The 20510-nt window shown below is 43.4% G+C and carries 17 protein-coding genes; 5 read left to right on the top strand and 12 right to left on the bottom strand.

Annotated elements, in window-relative coordinates; genetic code table 11:
- Window positions 1–52: 52 nt before the first annotated feature.
- Together RTS09_RS08505 and RTS09_RS08500 are read right to left on the bottom strand one after the other, a co-directional pair.
- The gene (locus RTS09_RS08505) at window positions 53–706 is read right to left on the bottom strand and encodes a methyltransferase domain-containing protein (RefSeq protein WP_312536089.1); all 654 of its coding nucleotides are present in this window, start codon (window positions 704–706) and stop codon (window positions 53–55) included.
- A 22-nt stretch (window positions 707–728) separates the two neighbouring features.
- Complete coding sequence (locus RTS09_RS08500; RefSeq protein WP_312536087.1) at window positions 729–1544, bottom strand: thioesterase family protein; 816 nt, start codon at window positions 1542–1544, stop codon at window positions 729–731.
- 370 nt (window positions 1545–1914) lie between these two features.
- Between RTS09_RS08500 and polA the strand changes: the two genes are divergently transcribed.
- Window positions 1915–4761, top strand: coding sequence for a DNA polymerase I (gene polA / locus RTS09_RS08495; RefSeq protein WP_312536084.1), 2847 nt, complete (start codon window positions 1915–1917; stop codon window positions 4759–4761).
- A 39-nt stretch (window positions 4762–4800) separates the two neighbouring features.
- Here the strand turns inward: polA and RTS09_RS08490 are convergent, their stop codons facing one another.
- From RTS09_RS08490 to RTS09_RS08475, 4 genes are all read right to left on the bottom strand, one after another.
- Window positions 4801–5181: a PIN domain-containing protein gene (locus RTS09_RS08490; protein ID WP_312536082.1), complete on the bottom strand. Its 381-nt coding sequence runs from the start codon at window positions 5179–5181 to the stop codon at window positions 4801–4803.
- Window positions 5168–5458, bottom strand: a complete 291-nt coding sequence (locus tag RTS09_RS08485; RefSeq protein ID WP_312536080.1) for a hypothetical protein — start codon at window positions 5456–5458, stop codon at window positions 5168–5170. Before RTS09_RS08485 ends, RTS09_RS08490 begins: the two co-directional genes overlap by 14 nt.
- A gap of 26 nt (window positions 5459–5484) precedes the next feature.
- Window positions 5485–7254, bottom strand: coding sequence for a P-loop NTPase fold protein (locus RTS09_RS08480; RefSeq protein ID WP_312536078.1), 1770 nt, complete (start codon window positions 7252–7254; stop codon window positions 5485–5487).
- An 82-nt stretch (window positions 7255–7336) separates the two neighbouring features.
- The gene (locus tag RTS09_RS08475; protein WP_312536075.1) at window positions 7337–10282 is read right to left on the bottom strand and encodes a valine--tRNA ligase; all 2946 of its coding nucleotides are present in this window, start codon (window positions 10280–10282) and stop codon (window positions 7337–7339) included.
- 149 nt (window positions 10283–10431) lie between these two features.
- Between RTS09_RS08475 and RTS09_RS08470 the strand changes: the two genes are divergently transcribed.
- Entirely contained in the window at window positions 10432–11598 is a 1167-nt protein-coding gene (locus tag RTS09_RS08470) for an AAA family ATPase (protein ID WP_312536072.1), read from the top strand.
- Entirely contained in the window at window positions 11598–12260 is a 663-nt protein-coding gene (locus tag RTS09_RS08465) for a DUF3226 domain-containing protein (RefSeq protein ID WP_312536070.1), read from the top strand. The genes RTS09_RS08470 and RTS09_RS08465 overlap by 1 nt, the downstream gene beginning before the upstream one ends.
- 40 nt (window positions 12261–12300) lie before the next feature.
- Here RTS09_RS08465 and purE read toward each other — a convergent pair whose 3' ends face one another.
- The 4 genes from purE to RTS09_RS08445 form a co-directional block, all read right to left on the bottom strand.
- Window positions 12301–12858, bottom strand: a complete 558-nt coding sequence (gene purE / locus RTS09_RS08460) for a 5-(carboxyamino)imidazole ribonucleotide mutase (protein ID WP_312536068.1) — start codon at window positions 12856–12858, stop codon at window positions 12301–12303.
- Window positions 12859–12978: 120 nt separating this feature from the next.
- Window positions 12979–13893 carry a bestrophin family protein gene (locus RTS09_RS08455; protein WP_312536066.1) on the bottom strand — a complete coding sequence of 305 codons (915 nt, stop codon included), beginning with the start codon at window positions 13891–13893 and terminating at the stop codon, window positions 12979–12981.
- 105 nt (window positions 13894–13998) lie between these two features.
- On the bottom strand, window positions 13999–14934 hold the full coding sequence (locus RTS09_RS08450; RefSeq protein WP_312536063.1) for a metallophosphoesterase: 936 nt from the start codon (window positions 14932–14934) through the stop codon (window positions 13999–14001).
- A 143-nt stretch (window positions 14935–15077) separates the two neighbouring features.
- Window positions 15078–15707, bottom strand: a complete 630-nt coding sequence (locus RTS09_RS08445; protein ID WP_312536061.1) for a rhomboid family intramembrane serine protease — start codon at window positions 15705–15707, stop codon at window positions 15078–15080.
- A 517-nt stretch (window positions 15708–16224) separates the two neighbouring features.
- Between RTS09_RS08445 and RTS09_RS08440 the strand changes: the two genes are divergently transcribed.
- Window positions 16225–17439 carry an OmpA family protein gene (locus tag RTS09_RS08440; RefSeq protein ID WP_159675873.1) on the top strand — a complete coding sequence of 405 codons (1215 nt, stop codon included), beginning with the start codon at window positions 16225–16227 and terminating at the stop codon, window positions 17437–17439.
- Window positions 17440–17514: 75 nt separating this feature from the next.
- Here the strand turns inward: RTS09_RS08440 and RTS09_RS08435 are convergent, their stop codons facing one another.
- Entirely contained in the window at window positions 17515–18762 is a 1248-nt protein-coding gene (locus tag RTS09_RS08435) for an FAD-dependent monooxygenase (protein WP_312536055.1), read from the bottom strand.
- Window positions 18759–20030 (bottom strand): FAD-dependent monooxygenase, encoded by a 1272-nt coding sequence (locus RTS09_RS08430; protein WP_312536052.1) that lies wholly within the window; start codon window positions 20028–20030, stop codon window positions 18759–18761. The genes RTS09_RS08435 and RTS09_RS08430 overlap by 4 nt, the downstream gene beginning before the upstream one ends.
- A 134-nt stretch (window positions 20031–20164) precedes the next feature.
- On the opposite strand from RTS09_RS08430, the gene RTS09_RS08425 reads away from it, so the two are divergent.
- Window positions 20165–20398, top strand: coding sequence for a hypothetical protein (locus RTS09_RS08425; RefSeq protein WP_007116143.1), 234 nt, complete (start codon window positions 20165–20167; stop codon window positions 20396–20398).
- Window positions 20399–20510: the final 112 nt, after the last annotated feature.

The raw sequence follows: 20510 nt of genomic DNA, 5'->3' as shown, positions 1-20510 counted from the left end.
CAAGTTAATATATTTAATGAAATATATTATTTTTATTTATGAATACAGGTTCTTAGAGGACACCTGCGTCCTCTACCTTCTTTTGGCTTAGGATAAAAAATAATTCGCTACCCTGTCTGGGCTTAATTGAATTATAGCAAGGCGCCAGTTTATCAATGGTGAAAAACTGCTGAAATAATGTTTCATATTCTTGCTTGTCGCCACCAAACGGTGGACTGCTTTCAAAATGCTTATCTAGCAACAAGCCCACCAATTTACCCGTAGGCTTGAGGAGCTTTTGCATTTGCTTGGCATAATCGCTGCGTCTACTGGGGTCAATCGCGCAAAAAAACGTCTGCTCAATAATATAATCAAACTGATACTGCGCAGGGTCTAAGCCAAAAAAATCCGCTTGTAGCAGGTGCGCTTTGGGAAAACTGGGATAGCGCTTGGCAAAATTATCCAAAGGCAGCCTAGCAAAATCCACCACATAAACATGGCTAAAACCTTGTTCATGAAGATAGCCTGCCTCGTAGGCGTTGCCCGCCCCAGGGATTAAAATCTGTACCGATTTACTCACGCCGTTGTCGAGTAAATGCTCGATATAGGCTTGCAGCGGTGGCGAAACTTTACCGATATCCCACCCAGTATAGCCATCGTCATAGCGTTTTTGCCAAAATTCGGCGTCGTTGACCGAGTGTTCAGTTAGTGTGTTGTTATCTTCCATGACTGCTGCTCCTGATAGTCTTTTAGGCTTTTCGAATGGTTAAAATTTGCTCGCTACGACCAAACGCGCCGTGTGCGTCATGCAGCACGCTACTGGTCAGACCCACGCCATCGCCCCCAAATTGTTGTACGGTCTCAAGTCCCAACCAACGCCCAACAGGCATACGATGCAGATGGATTTGCAAATCTAAATTGGGAAAAAACCATTCAATGGTATTGGGTTGGTGAATACGCGGTACCACGCCATTGGCGGTATCGACCATACCCATCAAATGCACAAAGTCGGATGTGGGCTTTGTTTCGCCGTTTTCTTCGACCATGTCGATATCGGTATTGATCCACACGATGCCATCGCCTTGGCGGTTGTCGGGGTCGGCTTTGAGATAAATACTGTCAATATAGCCACCGCCCCAATGCTTCATACCGTCCCAATTCGGGTAGCTTTCTGGATGGCCGATTCGCTCATCTTCAAGCCCTGCAATCTCTGAGGTATCGCTGGTTTGCATACGCCACGCGCGGGCAACGATACAGGTTTTGCCATTGGCTGCCATGGTGGTTTCGATCAGTTCGATAGTGCGACCCGGACGGATGATGTGGGTGGTCACGCTAACATCGCCAAAATGAATCAGCCCAAAAATATCCAGACTGATGCGCCCGATACGCATATCACTGCGCGGTTTGAATTGTTCAAGCTCGTAAGCCAACAGTCCTGTTGCTGCCGCCATGTGCTGTTCGTTATCATTCCATGCGCCTTGGCAGTGGATATTGCAGCGGTAGTTTGATGTGGTGATATCATCGGTCGTGGTGCAGTCAAGCAGTGTGTAATAGCTATTGCCCATAAAGTTCCCTTTTATGCCTAAAAATTGGTTGTGTCTAAAATTGGTAAAACGCCTAAAATTGCTAAAAAATTGTAGCACATTGGCTATCGGCTATTGGTGGAATTTTTGCAAAGCTGCCGCTATCACGACCCGCCAAACTTCGCACTTACTTAGCATACACCCGATTTGCATCCGCCAAAATCTATCCAGCTTCTGCCAATAAATGAGTTTGAAATGCTTAACGATTAGCCGCAAAAAGCCAGTATAATACGCGGATAATATAAAATTTTTCTGTATTTTGACACTGTCTTATATTTTGATATTAGCCTATATTTTGATACTGTCCTGTATTTTGACACCATATTTTAACAACATAAAGATAAGTAATCCTATGACTGCAACTGCCCTACTTGATACCGATCACATCAACACCGAAAAGCCGCCGTTTATCTTGGTGGACGGCTCATATTATATGTTCCGCAATTTTCACGCATTGCCTGTCACCATGCAAACCACCCAAGGCTTGCACACCAACTCCATCCGCGGCACGCTCAACGCCCTCAAAAAACTGATGGAAAAATACCGCCCGACCCACATGGCGGTGGCGTTTGATACCAAAGCGCCCACCTTTCGCCACAAGCTTTCCCCCATTTATAAAGGCGACCGCCCAGAAATGCCCGCCGAACTTGCCGAGCAAATCCCTTACATTCACAAGATGATACAAGCGATGGGCATACCGCTACTCGCCATTGAAGGCGTAGAAGCTGACGACATCATCGGCACACTTGCCCACCGTGCTTGCCTAGAAGGTCATCATGTCATCATCTCCACAGGCGACAAAGATATGTGCCAATTGGTCAATCCCTGCGTCATCGTGGAAAACAGCTTTGATGACAAACGCTATGACATCGCAGGGGTCAAAGAAAAATTTGGCGTCGAGCCGCGTCAAATCATCGACTATCTCACCCTCATGGGAGACGCATCGGATGGAATCAAGGGTGTCGCAGGCATCGGCGCAAAAACCGCGCAAAAACTGCTTGAGCAATACGACAGCATTGACAATATCCTTACCAATGTCGACCAATTAAAAGGCAAGCAACAACAAACCTTTTTGCAAAGCACCGACAGCATTGCGCTGGATAAACGCTTGGCGACCATTATCACCGACCTTGATATCGTGCCTGACTGGGAGACGTTGCGACTACCGACTGACCCAAGTTTTAACATAGAAGAAAAACGCGCAATTTTTACCGAACTGGAATTTAAAAGTGAAATCGCGTCGCTCAATCATCCGTTTCACCCATCCAATAACGACAATTTTAAAGCCGCTGAGCCTACTCAAAATGCTGTGGTGGAAGCGATTAAAGCTAGCCAAGATAGCAAAAATACTGCCAACAAGCAGTGGCATACTGTTACCAGCCAAGCCGATTTTGATACGTTAATCCAGCGCCTTGGCGCATCAAAGCATTTTGTCATTGATACCGAAACCACCGATGTGAATTGGCAACATGCCGAGCTTGTCGGCTTGTCGTTTGCGCTGCAATCGCATGAAGCCTATTATGTGCCTGTTGCCCACGTTGACGAGATGGGCAATCGGATTGAACAACTTGCCCGCGACGATGTTTTAGCCCAGTTAAAACCGATTTTGCAAAATCCACAAATCGGCAAAATCGGTCAGCACTTAAAATACGACGCGCATATTTTGGCAAATTATGATATCGACTTAATCAATGAGCCAAGCAATTGGGCGATGGACACCATGCTTGCCAGTTATGTGATTAATGCCGTTGCCACCCGTCACGGTATGGACGACTTGGCACGCCACTATCTACACACCCAAACCATCACCTTTGAAGATGTAGCAGGCAAAGGCGCAAAGCAAATCACCTTTGACAAAGTCCCTTTAAACGTGGCAAGTGACTACGCCTGCGAAGACGCCGATATCACCTATCAGCTATTTGAACTGTTTAGCGAAAAACTCAAAGCCGAACCCAACAACGCCAAGCTACTGAATGAACTAGAAATCCCTGTTGCCCAAATTCTGTGCCAAATGGAGCATGATGGGATTTTGCTCAATAAAGCGTTTTTAGGGGAACTATCCGCGCGCTTTGATGAAAAAATCCAAGCACTTGAAACAGTCGCCTTTGCGCAAGCGGGCGAAACCTTTAACCTTGCCAGTCCCAAGCAGTTGGGTGAAGTGCTGTTTGACCGCTTAGGCATTACAGGTGGTAAAAAGACCAAAACCGGTCAATACTCCACCAGTGAAGCGGTGCTTGCCACCATCGACCATCCGCTAATTGAAACCGTGCTTGAACATCGCAGTCTGTCTAAGCTTAAAAGCACCTACACAGACGCGTTGGCAAACGTGGCGGACAGTAACGACCGTGTGCATACCAGTTATCATCAAGCGTTGACGACCACAGGACGGTTGTCATCGACTGAGCCGAATCTGCAAAACATCCCGATTCGCACCGATACTGGGCGGCTCATTCGTGGCGCGTTTATTGCCCCCAAAGGTCGCAAAGTGCTATCAGCGGACTATTCGCAAATCGAGCTTCGACTGATGGCACACTTTGCCAATGACCCTGTGCTGATTCGCGCGTTTCAGGAAGGGCATGACATTCACCGCGCCACCGCCGCTGAGATTTTGGGTAAGGCGTTCGATGATGTGACGAGCGAAGAACGCCGCCAAGCCAAAGCGGTGAACTTTGGGCTACTCTACGGCATGAGTGAATTTGGGCTTGCCAAGCAGTTGGGCTTTACTCGCCAGCAAGCGCAAGACTATATCAAGCTGTATTTCGCCCGCTACCCTACGGTGCGTGCCTATATGCAGGCCACCCGCACGGCTGCGCAAAACCAAGGCTATATCACCACGATTTTGGGGCGTAAGCTATTCACCCCCGATATGCAGCACCCCAACCGCGGTGTGCGCCAAGCGGCAGAACGCGCGGCGATTAATGCGCCACTACAAGGCAGTGCTGCCGATATCATCAAACTTGCTATGATTGCGGTGAATGAGGTCCTGCCCCAAGACCATGCCAAAATGCTACTGCAGGTGCATGATGAGCTGGTGTTTGAAGCGGATGAGGATAAAGCTGCGGCGATTGCCGAGTTGATAAAAAACGCCATGCAAAATGTGCTATCTAAGACAGCCAAAGATAAAGGCTGGGATGTGGATTTTGCGGTGCCGCTCGTCGTTGAAGTGGGCATTGGTGATAATTGGGATGAGGCGCATTAATTTTAAAAATAAAAGAAAACCCACAGTTTTGTGGGTTTTTTAATTTTGATAATGTCGTTTTAGGTAGTTATTGACCTTTTTGTCAAATGAGAAAATTTGATGTTGATAAAGTATGTCATACGCGATTAATAAACAATCCATAAAATCCATCTTAGTTTCTTTAAATACGCTTAATGCCTTGATTGATAAGGCTTTATCATCGCTTTCGATAATGTCATCGATAAATAGCGATTGGATTTCATTCGCTACGATTAAGCGGTCTATGCCATAGACATTTTGCAATACGTGAATGGCTTCATAAACCACCGCATTTAGACAAGTAACTCGATTATCAGCGATAATTTGGTTTGCTTGTGTGCTTAATTCGGTATGGTCTTGCAAGATGAATCTAAGCAAGATATTGGTGTCAATTAGTACCATATTTTGCCTTGAGTGCCATTGTAACGGCTTGGTCTTCAAGTGGGATTAGTTCTGGATTGGCATATTGGGCAAGTCCACCTGCTCGGGCAAGTTTTTTGGCTCGGATTTGCTCGGTGGTTGACTCGGTTGTCGTTGGTTCTTTGTCGGCGTTGGCGGATAGTTGGGCGACAAAGTGTTGAAAGGCTTGGGCAGGTTGTATGCCAAGCTGTTGGCAGGCTTGAATGAGTCGAGTTGCGTCATTGCCTGTGATTTCAAAATGTAAGGATTGATTTATCATTTTTATCTCAATATTAGAAAATTATTTTAATTTACATCATCAAATCTACTAATTATAGATTTTAAATTGTTAATTACTAGATTAATTTTCAAAGTATAAAAATCTTTATCTTGTTTAGAATCATAATAACTTTGAAATTTATTTAAAAGCTCTTGCAAAAAAGATAATTCTGGCTTTAAGTAGTAAGTTAATTTATATCCATTAATTCTATAATTTTCCCTATATCTATAAGACACAACATTAAAAATAGAACTTAATTGCTTACCATCGCCTCTTATCAAGATTTCAAAAATTTCTTTACTCTCTAATTTATCAAGAATAGGGTTAGTTTCATATTTAGAAAATATTTCATATAGCATTCCAATATTAGAATTAATTATCGAATTTTTAATCAAATCTATATCATTTGATGTTTTTTTATTTTGAACGTATTCCCTTGCTTTTACTTTAGCTTCATCAATTCTTTTAACAATTTGTCTAATATCATCATCATCTTGTTCGTAATAACCTAATCCAGTTCCATTAAATCCGCCATAATATGAACCTGTTGCCCATTCCTCAGTGGCTCCAAATTTTTTAATATACTCATCAACTATATTAGAAATTTCTGATACTTCAATCTCTTCAATACCCATTTTTCTAAAATAAACAAATAAACTAATAACATGAATTAGCACGGCAGGATTTGAATACTCTAGGTTTTCAAAAGATTTTAAAGTATCAATATATGCCTTATCTAATTCATCTACACCTTTCTCAAAATAGTGCCATAAAATTACCCAAGATTCTTGCTTAATATCCTCTTTAAACATAGTGAAATTGGATATTAAATTATTGATATCAATAATATTGTAATCACTATCCAATATACTACACCATGTTTTATCAGAAAATAAATTATCTATGGTAATTTTATTTTTACTCGTAATAGAATTTTCTTTGTTATCTTCAGTTTCTTTTTTAACTATTTTTCTCGAAAAACCTCTCGAAAAATAATTTTTTATTAGAATCGCTATAAACTCTTTATTTGTCTTAAATTTATCATCAAGCCCTTCAAAGAAATCAACAAAATTTTCAGTAACTTGATTTAGAACTCTTAGATTGCTATTTCCATTTTGTTCAAATACCTCTTTAATATCATTTAAGTATTTTTCTAAGATATTATATCTTTCAATGTAATTATTCCAAAAGCTTTCCATATCTGCTTTAACGTTAAATGAACGATTTACTATTTTTTCTTTAAATTTTTTATAAATTTCATCATCATCCTTTATTTCTTTCTCGTTACATATAATAATTACTTTCGCTCCAGAGTGTTCAACAAACCCATTAATTAATCCAAGAATTTCCCCAATTGGTATATCAGTTCTTTCAAAGTCATCAAAGATAAATACAGCTTGTTTTTTACTATCTCCTCTAAAGTAGCTCATAAACTCTGTTTTGGATAAATCAATATTAGCTATTTCATTTTTTCCGTTACTATCTATATCAAAATTAACACCTAATTTTAAAGCTCCTTTTAAAAAATTTGTTGCAATTTTCGCAGTTTTCGAGCCTAATAATGGATGAAATTGCTGGAAAATTGATTCATTAACAGATTCAATATTTTTCATCCCAAATAAAGTTATATATACAAATTTAACTTTGTAGTCGTCATTATTTTTATCAACTTTATCAATATAATCTTTGATGAAATAAGTTTTCCCAGTACCCCACTCACCATTTAATAAAGTTGCAAAATGAATATCTTTCTTTTTGATATATATATTCAAATAATTGACAATATTTTCATTCATCAACAAGCTATCCTTACTAAGATTTGTGAACCAAAAAAATTTATAAATAAAGGCTTTAAAAAAATTTAAAGCCTTTTTTATATTAAATTGCATTCAACTGCTCAATTTGCTTATGCATTTCCGCCAATTGCGTATCCATTTCCGCCAATTTCGCTTTCTCGCTTTCCACCACATTGGCAGGGGCTTTACTCACAAATGCTTCATTGGACAATTTACTACGCAGACTTTCAGCTTGTTTGATAAGTTTTTCTTGCGCTTTGGCAAGGCGATTAAGCTCCGCCGTTGGGTCAATCAAGCCTTTCATCGGCACGAGCACTTTTAACTGCCCGACCATACTCGATGACGACAACGGTAACTCTTTATCAGCGCCGTCACCCGCATTCACAATAGTCAGCGTATCGACTTTGGCAAGCGATTTGAACTGATTTTCAATACGGCTTAGGCGTGCGGTTTCCTCATCGCTGATGTTATCAAGTAGCACAGGCAGACGCACCGCATTGCCAAGCTTCATCTCACCGCGAATGTTACGAATCGCCCCAATCAGCGCTTGTAGCCACGTCATGTCATGCTCAGTCTGTAGGCTGATTAGGCTATCATCCGCTGTTGGGAAAGCAGCCGTCATGATACTGTCAGTCGCTTTTTTATCGATGATAGGGGCAATGGTCTGCCAAATGCTCTCGGTGATATACGGCATAATCGGATGGGTAAAGCGCATGGCGACTTCAAGGCAGTTGAGCAGCACATAGCGGATTTGGGCTTTACGCTCGGCACTCACCGACTCATCGTTTAGGCTCGATTTGGCAAGCTCGACATACCAGTCGCAGTATTCATTCCAGATAAACTCATAGATATCTTGGCTCACCAAGTCAAAACGGTACTGGCTCATGTGTTCATGGATGGCTTTCACCGTGGAGTTTAGACGGCTCATAATCCACTGCTCTGGCAATTCCCACAACTCGGTATTGGCGGTTTTGTCGATGTTTAGCGCGTTGCCTTCCTTATCGACACAGTTCATCAGCACAAAACGGGTGGCGTTCCAAATTTTATTACAAAAATTGCGATTGCCTTCAATGCGTTTGAGGTCAAAATTGATGTCGCGTCCCGTACTGGCAAGCGAGGTAAAGGTAAAGCGCAGCGCGTCCGTGCCAAACGCAGGGATGCCATCGGCAAATTCTTTGCGCGTGGCTTTTTCGATTTTTTGCGCGTCTTTGGGGTTCATAAGACCTGTGGTGCGTTTGGCGACTAGGGTTTCTAAATCAATGCCGTCAATCAGGTCAATCGGGTCAAGTACGTTGCCTTTGGATTTGGACATTTTTTGCCCTTGTCCATCACGCACCAAGCCATGCACATACACCGTCTTAAACGGCACTTGTGGGTTGCCGTACTTGTCTTTGATGAAGTACATGGTCATCATCATCATACGGGCAACCCAGAAGAAAATGATGTCAAAACCTGTGACCAATACGCTGGTTGGGTGGAAGGTTTTGAGCGCTTGGCTATAGTCGTCAAAGCTTAGCTCGCCTGTCCAATCAAGGGTGCTAAACGTCCACAATGCCGAGCTAAACCAAGTGTCTAATACGTCACTATCTTGGCGCAGCGCTAGGCTATCAGCAAGGTGATATTTTTGGCGGACTTCCGCTTCATCACGCCCGACATAGATATTGCCCTCATCATCGTACCACGCAGGGATACGGTGTCCCCACCAAAGCTGACGGCTAATACACCAGTCTTGGATATCGCGCATCCACGCCATATACATATTTTTGTACTGGGCAGGGACAAACTCGGTGCGACCGTCTTCTACCGCCTCAATGGCAGGTTTTGCCAGTTTCTCAATGGATACATACCACTGGTCGGTCAGCCACGGCTCAACGATGGTGTTACTGCGGTCGCCTTTGGGCACTTTTAAATCATGCGGTTTGATTTCTTCAAGCCAGCCTTCAGCCTCGCTTTGCTCAACCATTTTTTTACGCGCGGCAAACCGCTCAAGTCCTGCATACTCGCTAGGCGTGGTCTCAAGCTGTGGCTCTTTGGTTTGCAAATCAGTAAAAATCTGCATCTCTGGCAAGATATGCGCTGAATTATCAAAGATATTAATCATCGGCAAATTGTGGCGTTTGCCTGTTTCGTAGTCATTAAAGTCATGGGCAGGGGTGATTTTGACACAGCCTGTACCAAATTCCATGTCCACCGCTTTGTCATCGCCCACAATCGGCACAATGCGACCTGTAATCGGTAGCGTCACGGTTTGCCCGATAAGGTGCTGGTAGCGTGCGTCTTCGGGGTTCACAGCAACGGCGGTATCACCGAGCAAGGTCTCTGGGCGAGTGGTGGCAACGACAAGATAATTTTTACCATCTTGGGTTTTGGCATTTTTGTCGGTCAAATAATAGCGAAAATACCACAGTGAGCCTTTCTCGTCATGGTTTTCTACTTCAAGATCGGATAACGCGGTTTGTAGCTTAGTATCCCAGTTGACTAGACGTTTACCGCGATAAATCAGTCCATCTTCGTACAGACGCACGAACACTTCTTTGACGGCATTGGACAAGCCATCATCCATGGTAAAACGCTCACGGCTCCAGTCCACCGAGCTACCTAGACGGCGGATTTGGCGGGTGATGTTGCCACCGCTCTCGGCTTTCCACTCCCAAATCTTTTCAAGGAATTTTTCACGACCTAAATCATGGCGTTTGATGCCTTGGGCGTTCAATTGACGCTCAACGACCATTTGCGTGGCAATCCCTGCGTGGTCGGTGCCTGGCTGCCAGAGAGTATTTTCGCCCAGCATTCGGTGATAGCGGGTGAGCGTGTCCATGATGGCATTGTTAAAGCCGTGCCCCATGTGCAGTGAGCCTGTGACATTCGGCGGTGGCAGGGCAATAGAAAACGATTGTTGTTTATCATAGCTTGGCTGAAAATAGCCTTTGTCTTCCCACACTTGGTACATGCCGTTTTCGACGTCGCTTGGGTTGTAAGCGTTTTTTAAAGACGTTAAGGCTTGGGCGATTTGATGTTGCGTGCTCATAGATGGTCAACTTTTACAAAAAAAGAAAGGAATGTCAAAAAGGTAATTAACGGATTTTACCGTAAATTGCCTAGATTGTAGAGTATTTTGTGGGTAAGATAGCGGTTGATAAAATAATAAATGGGTTAATAACTCGTAAGGTTTGCGTTATGCACTTAGACTCTCTAAAGATTAAGAACTTTCGGATTTTGGAAGATGTGACAATTGAGAAATTGGGTCATGTAAATTTAATTGTGGGGAAAAATAATTCGGGAAAAAGTACTGTTCTTGAAGCCTTAGCTTTGTTAGCGAGTGGGTTTAAGTCTAATATTTTATATCAAATCGCTTCTAATCGAAGTAGCCTAACCCTAAATCCCAGTCAAGATACCAGCGTAAAAGAACCAAATATTTTCATAAAAGATTTTTTTACACATAATAACTACAACCAAGAAGTATCTACGATTTTTATTGGAGATACAAAAAATTCGATACAAATTCGAGTTTTAGAATCTGATAAATTTGATAAGCATACTTATTATGATGAAATAAAACACTCACTTATTACTACTTATAGTGAGAAACATACTTTCAGCAAGACTACTAAAGGTTTATTGTCTTTTAATACCATAGAAAACGGCTTAGAAATTAAGTTATCTAATAAGGATACTTTTTATACTGAATTAAATTTGGACGATAGTTTGAATCTTTTGCAATTCTTAAAACTAGAGCAGAGTTCCCCTTTAGCTTATATAGATACAAGAGTAGTGAATTTACCAAAACTAGCTAGTGACTGGGATAAATTAGTTTTTACAGAAGCAGAAACTGAAGTTATTCAAGCGTTAAAAATTATTGTGCCAAATATACAAAATCTAGCTTTTATAACTGATAAAAAATTCCACCAAAAATATGCTAATTCTGAAGATGTTCGTGTCCCTTATATAAAACTACTAGATGGTAATGGTGGTTATCCTTTAACCGCTATGGGGGACGGAATTATGCGATTATTGCAAATCATTTTGAAAATATTTTCTGCAAAAAATGGTTTTTTATTAATAGATGAATTTGAAAACGGTTTACACTACAGCGTACAACCTAAAGTTTGGGAACTCATCTTTGAACTGGCTTATCGCTTCAACATTCAAGTATTTGCCACTACACACAGCTGGGACTGTATCGAAAGTTTTTCCCAAGTCGCCAAAGACCGCACCGACATGGAAGGCGTATTATTTCGCATGGGTCACAGCGTCCGCAAATCTGATAAAGGCAAACTTATCGCTACCGTATTTGATGAAGATGACTTATACAATCTAACTAAAATGAACATTGAGGTTAGATAATGATAAAACACCTGATTGTTGAAGCGGAATCGGATAAATTATTTATCCAAGCATTTTTGCGTCATGAAAAACTAAATCTTCAACTAAACATTGATGTTGCAACACCACAAGATTTTGAATCAACTGCCTACACAACAAAACAAGCCGTTTTCCAACAACTGCCAAGATTGGCAAAACTTCTGGAAACAGGACAAGTCAGTCATATTGGCATTGTAGTTGATATGGATTTTACCGATAAAACCGATATCAAAAGTCAAAATTTACGGCAAATTAGCGAGCGATTGAACCCTTTAGGTTTTCATCAACGCCAGCAAAAAAACGATAATTTAGGCTTTTACTTTGAAAATTCGGATTACGATAATCCAATCGGTGTTTGGCTAATGCCAAATAATCAAGATGAGGGATACCTTGAAACTTGGGTAAAAATGGCGATGTCATCCGACCAACAAAGTCACTTTACCCAAATTGAAAACTTTATCCAAAGTCTAGGGACATCGCATTTTAAAAACCCAGTTACCGCAATGGACAAGGCTCGAATTTTTACTTGGCTCTCGACTCAAACAAAGCCCACCCAAGATTTATCAAAAGCCTTGGCACTAGCTGACCCAAACACCGCCACCTACCAAAATTTTAAAAACTGGCTTATTACCACATTTGGATAAAGCAAAAAACCGCCATTTTAAAGGGCGGTTTTTATTAAAATCAATCCATTTTACCAGGCACAGGATTATCCAAAATTGTTTGGGTTTGTTTGGCGCGAAAATCACTGATTTTTTGCGCAAGCGTGCTATCACCAATCGCCAAAATTTGCGCTGCCAGCAGCCCTGCATTTGCCGCACCCGCTGCCCCGATGGCAAGCGTACCCACCGCCACCCCTTTGGGCATTTGCACGATGGATAACAAACTATCCCAGCCGCTTAGGATGGAAGACTTGACAGGTACACCAAGCACAGGCAAATCTGTCTGAGACGCACACATCCCGGGCAGATGCGCCGCGCCACCTGCCCCTGCGATAATCACACACAGTCCGCGAGCTTTGGCAGTTTTGGCATAGTCAAACAATCTATCAGGGGTGCGATGTGCCGATACCACTTCACACTCAAAGGGCACCCCAAAATCCGCTAGCACTTGCGCGGCGTTTTGCATGGTTTCCCAGTCAGATTGACTACCCATGATGATACCGACTTTGGCTTGACCTTGTGGCGATGGGATGGGAGGTGGTAGCTGGTGTGTCTGGACGTTTGGCTGACTTGCTGACATGGAAAATTCCTTTTGCCAAAAAATTGACGGACTAAAAATAAAAAAACGTGCATGAAATGCACGGTTAAAACTTAATATAGCATGATTTTTTACCCTTGAAAATCAAAATCTATGCGGCAACTATATCACCACATTGGCGGGTACTCGCGGCTTTTGTTCAGGAGCAAATTGTTGGTGACTGAGCATGGCTAGCTGCGTCTCAATCGTATCGCACATCATACCCAGGGGCAATTCGTTTTCCCCCGTACCAAACGGCTCGCTGATTTCATCGACGATTTCATTGAGTGCCATAAAGGTGTAGCCAACAAAACTGACTACAAATGGCGTTACCCAGCCAATGGTATTGCCCAGTCCAAACGGCAGCATAAAGCAATACAGATACACAGTACGATGCAGCAGCACAAAATAGGCATAGGGAATCGGTGTGTTATTAATGCGTTCACAGCCCGCTTGGATATGGGCAATTTCACCCAAGGTATTATCCAAGCTTTGCCACTGCCAAACATCGATTTTTTGCTCGGCTTGCCAGTTAGCGAGCATTTGCCCCATAATTTGGGTCAAGCGTAAGGCAATAAAGTTTTGCCCAACCACGGCTTGCTGTTCTTCAACCGTTAATAGCCGCTGCAGATTTGCTGTATTATCCTCACCCCGCAGCTGTTGGCGTAGACTATGGACAAAAGCGATTTGATGACGGATAAAGGCTTGTTTTTCCGCCATGCTGACATTCGGCAGTGTCATCACTTGGCGGGCGATATTGCGACTTAGCCAAACCAGCGTGCCCCATAGTTTACGCCCTTCCCAAAACCTGTCATACGCTGCGTTATTACAAAACCCGTGGAAAATCGCAAGTGAGATACCAAGTATCGCAAACACCGAAGGATTGAGCGGTACAGGCTCGGTGGCGATATGGGTTTGATAAAAATAAATAACAAAGGAGAAAATAAACAACAAAACTTGTGGCACAATCAGCCGTTTAAAGTACGAGCCTTGCAGCACAAACAGCATCTTTAGCGGCTCAATCGGACGTCGAATCATACCTAACTCATCTTAATCGTTTGCTCACTGACCATCATTTTTAGCCGTAAGCTTTAAACAAATATTTTAATTTATGTTACACCCAGTTGACCGTTTAGCTTTGGGTTAATGCTGATATTGCATAAAATTCGCTGAGGTCAAAGCCGGATGATCGGTGTCAAATTGATAAGCCGTCAAAAACCCATCTTTGGCAGCAGAATAATCCACACAGACCACTTGATGACTAAGCAGCTCAGGCGTGCCATTGAGCCAATAATGCCCGACAAAAATAGGTTTATCATGGTCAAGCCCAAACACAATCTCAGCGCTTAGCGTGTCTTTAGGGATATGAATCAAATCCTCTTGACTGGCGCGCGCAATCTGATGAATCGGCTGAAACGACAAACTCGGTTGCCACCACTGTACCCGTACATTTTTACGTTGATGACCTTCTTTATCGACTAGATGAATGCCCTCAGGTAGCGGTGCTTCCACGCCTTTAAGCACTCTTTCCAGTGCCTCAAAAGGTGGCGTACCTTCTTCACTGGTTTTTTGTAGCGCAACGGGCGTCAAGCGATTGTCTGTGGTTAACAGCGGTTTTAACATCGCCATCGCGTCACTGTCCCAACAAGCATGCACAAAACACGCATCATCCAACGCCAGCCACAGTGGCAATTCATAAAACCGCTTGAGCCAAAACTGGTGTAACTCACTGCCAAACCCTACTTCATCAAGGAACGCTTGATGCTGTGAGGTGTTTTTATCATCATGTTGTCGTAGATATTGGCTTGCATCACGGGCATCGGGTGTGGCGTAAGCTAACGCATTATACTCGTGATTACCCATGACCGCGAGCGCTTGCCCGTGGTCAATCATCGCAAATACGATAGATAAGGTTTGCAGCTGTTGACTGCCCCGATCAATCAAGTCGCCGATAAAAATCGCTTGGTGATTGGGAGGCGCTTGAAAACACTGACCATCATGTTGATAGCCCAACTGCGTCAGTAAGCCAATGAGTTTATCTGCCCGACCATGCACATCCCCAATCACATCATAAATCATGTTTTTTACCTTTTACTGCTTTTTACGACTTTAGCGTTAACTAGCCAAGCGACTGTTAACTAGGCAACTTGTTACTGGACAACCTGTGACTGGGCAAGCTGTAATCAGGCAAGCGGCGCCACGCAATTTTTAGCCCCTAAATGTTAGCCACCAAAGCCTAAAAATCTCGGGTGCATTAATTGGTTAAAAAAATGCGCCACAATACCGGGCTCAATGGCAATCGTGGCTAACATACCAAAAATACCACCCACCAAATGTGCCGAATGATTGATACTGCCGCGACCTTGCCCATCCGCCCACACACTATACGCCACATACGCCACTGCGAACACAATCGCAGGTACAGGAATCACAAACAGCAACAATGTCGACCAAGGATTCATCAAGATATAGCTAAAAATTACTGCTGAAACAGCGCCCGATGCGCCTAGACTGCTATAGCGAGGATTGTCCTTTTGTTTAAGATAGGTTGGCATAATCGCCACCACCAAAGCGGCAAAATAAAACAACACAAACCCTAGACTGCCGAGTTTGGACATGAACAAACCCTGTACCGCTTGTCCAAACGAATACAGGGTAAACATATTAAAAAACAAATGCATGCCATCGGCATGGATAAAACCATGGGTGACAAAGCGATCGACTTGCCCTCTCTGCACCGCGGGCGGATAAAAAATTAACCTTTGCATCAGTTGGGGTGATTGCCAAGCTAATAAACTGACAACCACCGTAATGATAATGATAAATAAAGTATGGTTAGAAAAAAGTGACATAGCACCTCAAAATAGCAATAAATAATGATAAGTAGGATTATGATAAAGATAGCGTATTATCTCAATAAGCCAAATGTGAATTTATTAATATAGGTGATACCTAAAGCTGCCTTATAGTATTACTTTCACCTTGTAGCACGAAACTAATGACAAACCCTTCAAATTTGAGCAACACACCTTTACCCAAGTTTACCCAAAATGGGGACGATTTGAATTTTTAACACAATATTTACGCAATAGTTACCTTAACATAACTGAAGGCGTGCCGATTTTGCTTTAATTTATTAGCTATATTTGAGTAATACTGCAAAAGACTTAACAAAACCCCCTGTTTTGCGGCAGTTTTTCTCAGTATTGTTAAGCGTAAATTAAATAGCAATGCAATAATAAACCCAACAACCATAAATAATAATTTTTGAAAATATATAATAGAATTATTGGCTAGTGTGCTGGATATAAAAATAATACATTGGTTTTATGGTGGTTGATAACCCTTCATTTTCTTGAGGCTTAAATTATGAATATCATTGAACATTTAACCCGTACAGTAACACCCGTTCTTTTAAATAATGCAACGGATGCCAACCGCTCATCTTTATTAGAAAAATTATACGCTATTTTAGTTGCACGTCTGGCTGACGGTAACATCTCTAACAGCTTTGCTAACGCTACTATCGCTGATGATGACAACAGCTTTTTTGACCGTGTCCTGCCAGATACCACCCATCGTACAGATCTAGTGCAACAGCTCTCACGTCATTACAGTGTACCAGAGCAAGAAACCAGTTCTTTAGTAAGCCGCGCTGCCCCGCTGGTACTGCGTGAATTACGCTCACTAGCCGGTACGACACCGCTAAATACTTTCTTGTCAAACAATATTGCGTCTGTGGCTTCTGTGATTCCTGCTTGGGCATATACATTTATCCCAGCAGGGATTTTGACTATGTTGAATTTGTCGCCTGCGCATGCAGCCACCACGCCTACTGTCAAAACGACCACTCGTACAGAGGAGCATCTGGTGGCTACGCCAAAAGCTGAAGAAGGCGGCTTGATGAAAATGTTACTACCAATTATTGGTCTGTTGATTTTAGGTGCACTCGCTTGGGCTTTATTAAAATCATGTAACAAAACTGAGCCAGTCGCGACGCCAGTTGTGGCTTCTACCACTGCTTCAACAACGACAACCACTACCACAACTGAAGTCTCTGCGGCAAGTGCAACAGATACCTCAGCCCTAGCTGTAGCGTCCGCTACTGATACGGCTGTTGCAAGTATGCCAATGGCTTCTGGCACAACGATGACGACTACTGAAACCACTGCGACAACTATCTCTAGTACTGAGCCTTCAGTGGTATTTGAAAACGGTCGCCTAAGCTTCTACTTTGCTACCGGTAAAGCACAGGTTGCTGGTAATGCCAAAGAAAAAGCCAATGATATCCTTGAAGCCGCTAAACAAGGCAAAAAAATCGGTATCAGTGGTTATACCGACAGCACAGGTAATGCTGCTGCCAATGAAAAATTAGCAAAAGAGCGTGCCCAAGCAGTTAGATCATTCTTGGTAGCCAATGGTGTGCCGCAATCACAACTTGAATTAATCAAACCACAAGACACGACAGGTGCTGCGGGTAAAGACCAAGAAGGTCGCCGTGTCGATGCATACATTGTTGATGACAACGCAATTCCTGCCACTGCTACCACAACTGTTACCACGGTTGCAAGCCCAGCGAAATAAATCACCTTTCACGGTTGATTCATCGTTAAAAATCCTCGATAGCTTATCGAGGATTTTTTTTGCTGTTAAAAATTTTTAGATGCCACTGGCTTTTTGGGTAAAAAATTTCATCAAGGGTGTGATTTTGCTAACCATGCTCACGCCTTCACTGCGTAGCTGCTGAATCGGACGCAACTGTGTGCCAAAAATCCAATTAATCCCTGAAAAACTGTGCATCATCATCGCGTTATTAGCGTAGCGTTGACGCTCATAACGCTGTAAGGTGGCAAAACTTGCCCATAGCTTGTTGCCTGAACGCTGATAATCTTTTTGCAAAATATCGCTCAAGGCAATGATATCGAGCATACCCAAGTTTAAGCCTTGTCCCGCCAAAGGATGCACCCCATGCGCGGCATCGCCAATCAACGCCAAGTTAGCTTTGACATAATTTTTGGCATGTTGGGCACTCAGTGGGAAACTGGCGATTGACTCAATCTCAGTGATATCCCCTAAGGCATAGCCACTGGCAAAGGCGAGTTCTTTGCCAAGCTCGTTTGGCGTGAGTGTGAGTAAATCAAGGGCAGCATTGGTCGGCAATGTCCATACCACCGATTGCCAATGTTGCGGATTTGCCTGATCCTCAGCCGTCACATCTGCCAGCGGTAAGAGTGCCAAAGGCCCTGTCGGTAAAAACACTTGTCTGGCTGTCGCCTTGTGTGGCTGCTCGGTTTTGATGGCACAGCAGATTGCCGTTTGCTGATATGCCAAAGTTTCTAACCCAATCCCTGCCGCTTGACGTACCATAGAGCCGCGCCCGTCAGCCCCGATTAATAGCTTACCTTGATGCGTGGTGCCATTATCTAAGCTAACTTGATACCCCAAATCTTCACCTTGCCAAGCGATATCAGTGACCTTATGCCCTGCAATATGGCGCAAATAGGATTGACCATGATGGACAAGATACTCATCGTCAAAACCGTCATACAGCGCTTTTTCGATGATAAATGGCTCAACCATACTACCCAGTAATTGCGGTGTTTGAGCATCACCAAAATTTAGCTCCCCCACGCCATTGGTTTGCCATACCTGCATTTGGGTATAGTCGGCTTTGCGTTTGCTTGCCTCGATACGCTGCCATGCACCAACCTCTTTGAGTAGGTTGATACTGGCGACGCTTAGGGCATAGACACGAGCATCACGCTGGTTGAGTTTGTCGCGCCAATCGGCTGCTAAAAGTGTTGGGCGAGCATCGATTAAGGTGACAGGATGGCGCGCTTGGGCGAGCTTTAACGCCAATGTCGCGCCAACAACACCACCGCCGATGATTAATGTAGTGTTTTTCATGATTTCAGCCCCATCGCAAAGGTAGCCATAGCTGGCTTCACAAATGGTACTTTATCAAAGGCAATGAGTCCGACATTACGCGCGAATTTGAGCAAGGGATTTTGATGCATAAAGCCATACACCACAGTATCGCAGAAAATTTCTACCCGTTTTTGGTCGGCTTTACGGCGTTTGGCATAAGTTTGTAGCATGCGACTATCGCCAATATCTTCGCCGCGCATCAATTGCTGTGCCAGCATTTTGGCGAGCGTATCAGCATCGCGCATACATAGGTTAAAGCCTTGTCCTGCCACAGGGTGCAAGGTGTGGGCGGCATTGCCCATGATGACGCAGCGACCTTTGACTTGGCTATCTGCCAATATTTTGACCAGTGGATACGCGCCGCGTTTACCCGCTTTGACAAATTTGCCTGCTAGGCTGCCAAAGGCTTGTTGAATGGTCTTAAGAAAGTATTGGTCATCATCCAGATAGCGCTGTTCTTCGCCTTTTGGGCACACCCATACCACAGAGCGGCGGTAGCCTTGCTGGGCTTGTCGTCCATCCCCTTGACCGATATCAAACGCATCAACCAAAGGCAACACGGCAACTGCGCCCATTTTATTAAAGCGTTCAATCGCTTGATGATGGTGCGGTTTGTCAGTCATCACCACGCCCACGACACCGACTTGGTGATAATCGTGTGCAGTTGCGCCAATGCCCAGTAGTTGACGGCTTGGCGAGTTTTGACCATCACAAGCCACCAATAAATCAGCCGTTAAGGTTTGGCAAGCTTGGTGGGCTTGGTCAAAGCGAATGGTGACATCGGTTGCCGTCTGTTGTATATCGGTCAAGGTGGCACCATCTAGCAAAGTTATCAGCGGATTGTTTTGCACGGCGAGCAGTAATTTTTTGCCAAGCCATGCGTTTTCCATCACTTGTCCAAAACTTTCCACCCCTTCGGCTTCTTTGTTGAGCGTCGCTTTACCAAAACTACCTTCTTCACTGATACTAACTTCATCGATTCGGCAGGCATGGCTTTGCAAGTCATCCCATAGCGCTTTGCCATTAAAGGTGATACCACGATAAATTTGTACCGTACGGCGTGACAGCGCGATGTTACGGCTGTCAAATTGCTCGCGGTGTAAGTCATCATCAGGACTGATGGTCGGGTACTTGGCTTTTTCTAGTAACGTACTTGAGATGCCTTTGTCGGCAAGCAGTAAAGCAAAGGATAAACCCACATTGCCGCCGCCGATAATCACCACAGTTTGGGGGGTAAGAATATTCATGATTGTTCTCTTTTTTAAAGGGCGGTTAAAGCGCACCTTATCAGAATTTTTTACCAGTTTAGCACAAATCCTTACGCGCTTTGTGGCGGCAATTGGGTAAAATCCATAAAGCAAATGTTAAAGGAATAAGCAAAATGCCAGTGCTGCAATGGTTGTTGCTGTTTTTGCTTAGCAGTATATTTTATGGTTGGGTGCTGCTGGGAAATGGCGCAAAATGGTTAGAAGGTTGGCAATCGTGGTGGCTAATTGGCTGGTTTTCGCTAGATTGGACAGCCGAGCAAATCCGCTTGTATGTACTGATCATTTGGATTGTTGAAACGATTTGGTTTGTGGTCGGTTTGTTTCAACCAAGTTTACGTACTTTTTAGACTGATTTCGACAAAAATTTTGGCTACCTTTTTTTGTGATGTTCTGTTAAAATAGGCAAAATCAAACCTTAGCGAGTTGGCATGATAAAGTTAATGGCACAGACTGGTAACG

This window comes from Moraxella sp. CTOTU47618 (assembly GCF_032017425.1).
GTDB classification, from domain to species: Bacteria; Pseudomonadota; Gammaproteobacteria; order Pseudomonadales; family Moraxellaceae; genus Faucicola; species Faucicola tetraodonis.
Note: the sequence above shows the minus strand (reverse complement) of the source record. Positions and strands in the feature narration are given on the sequence as shown.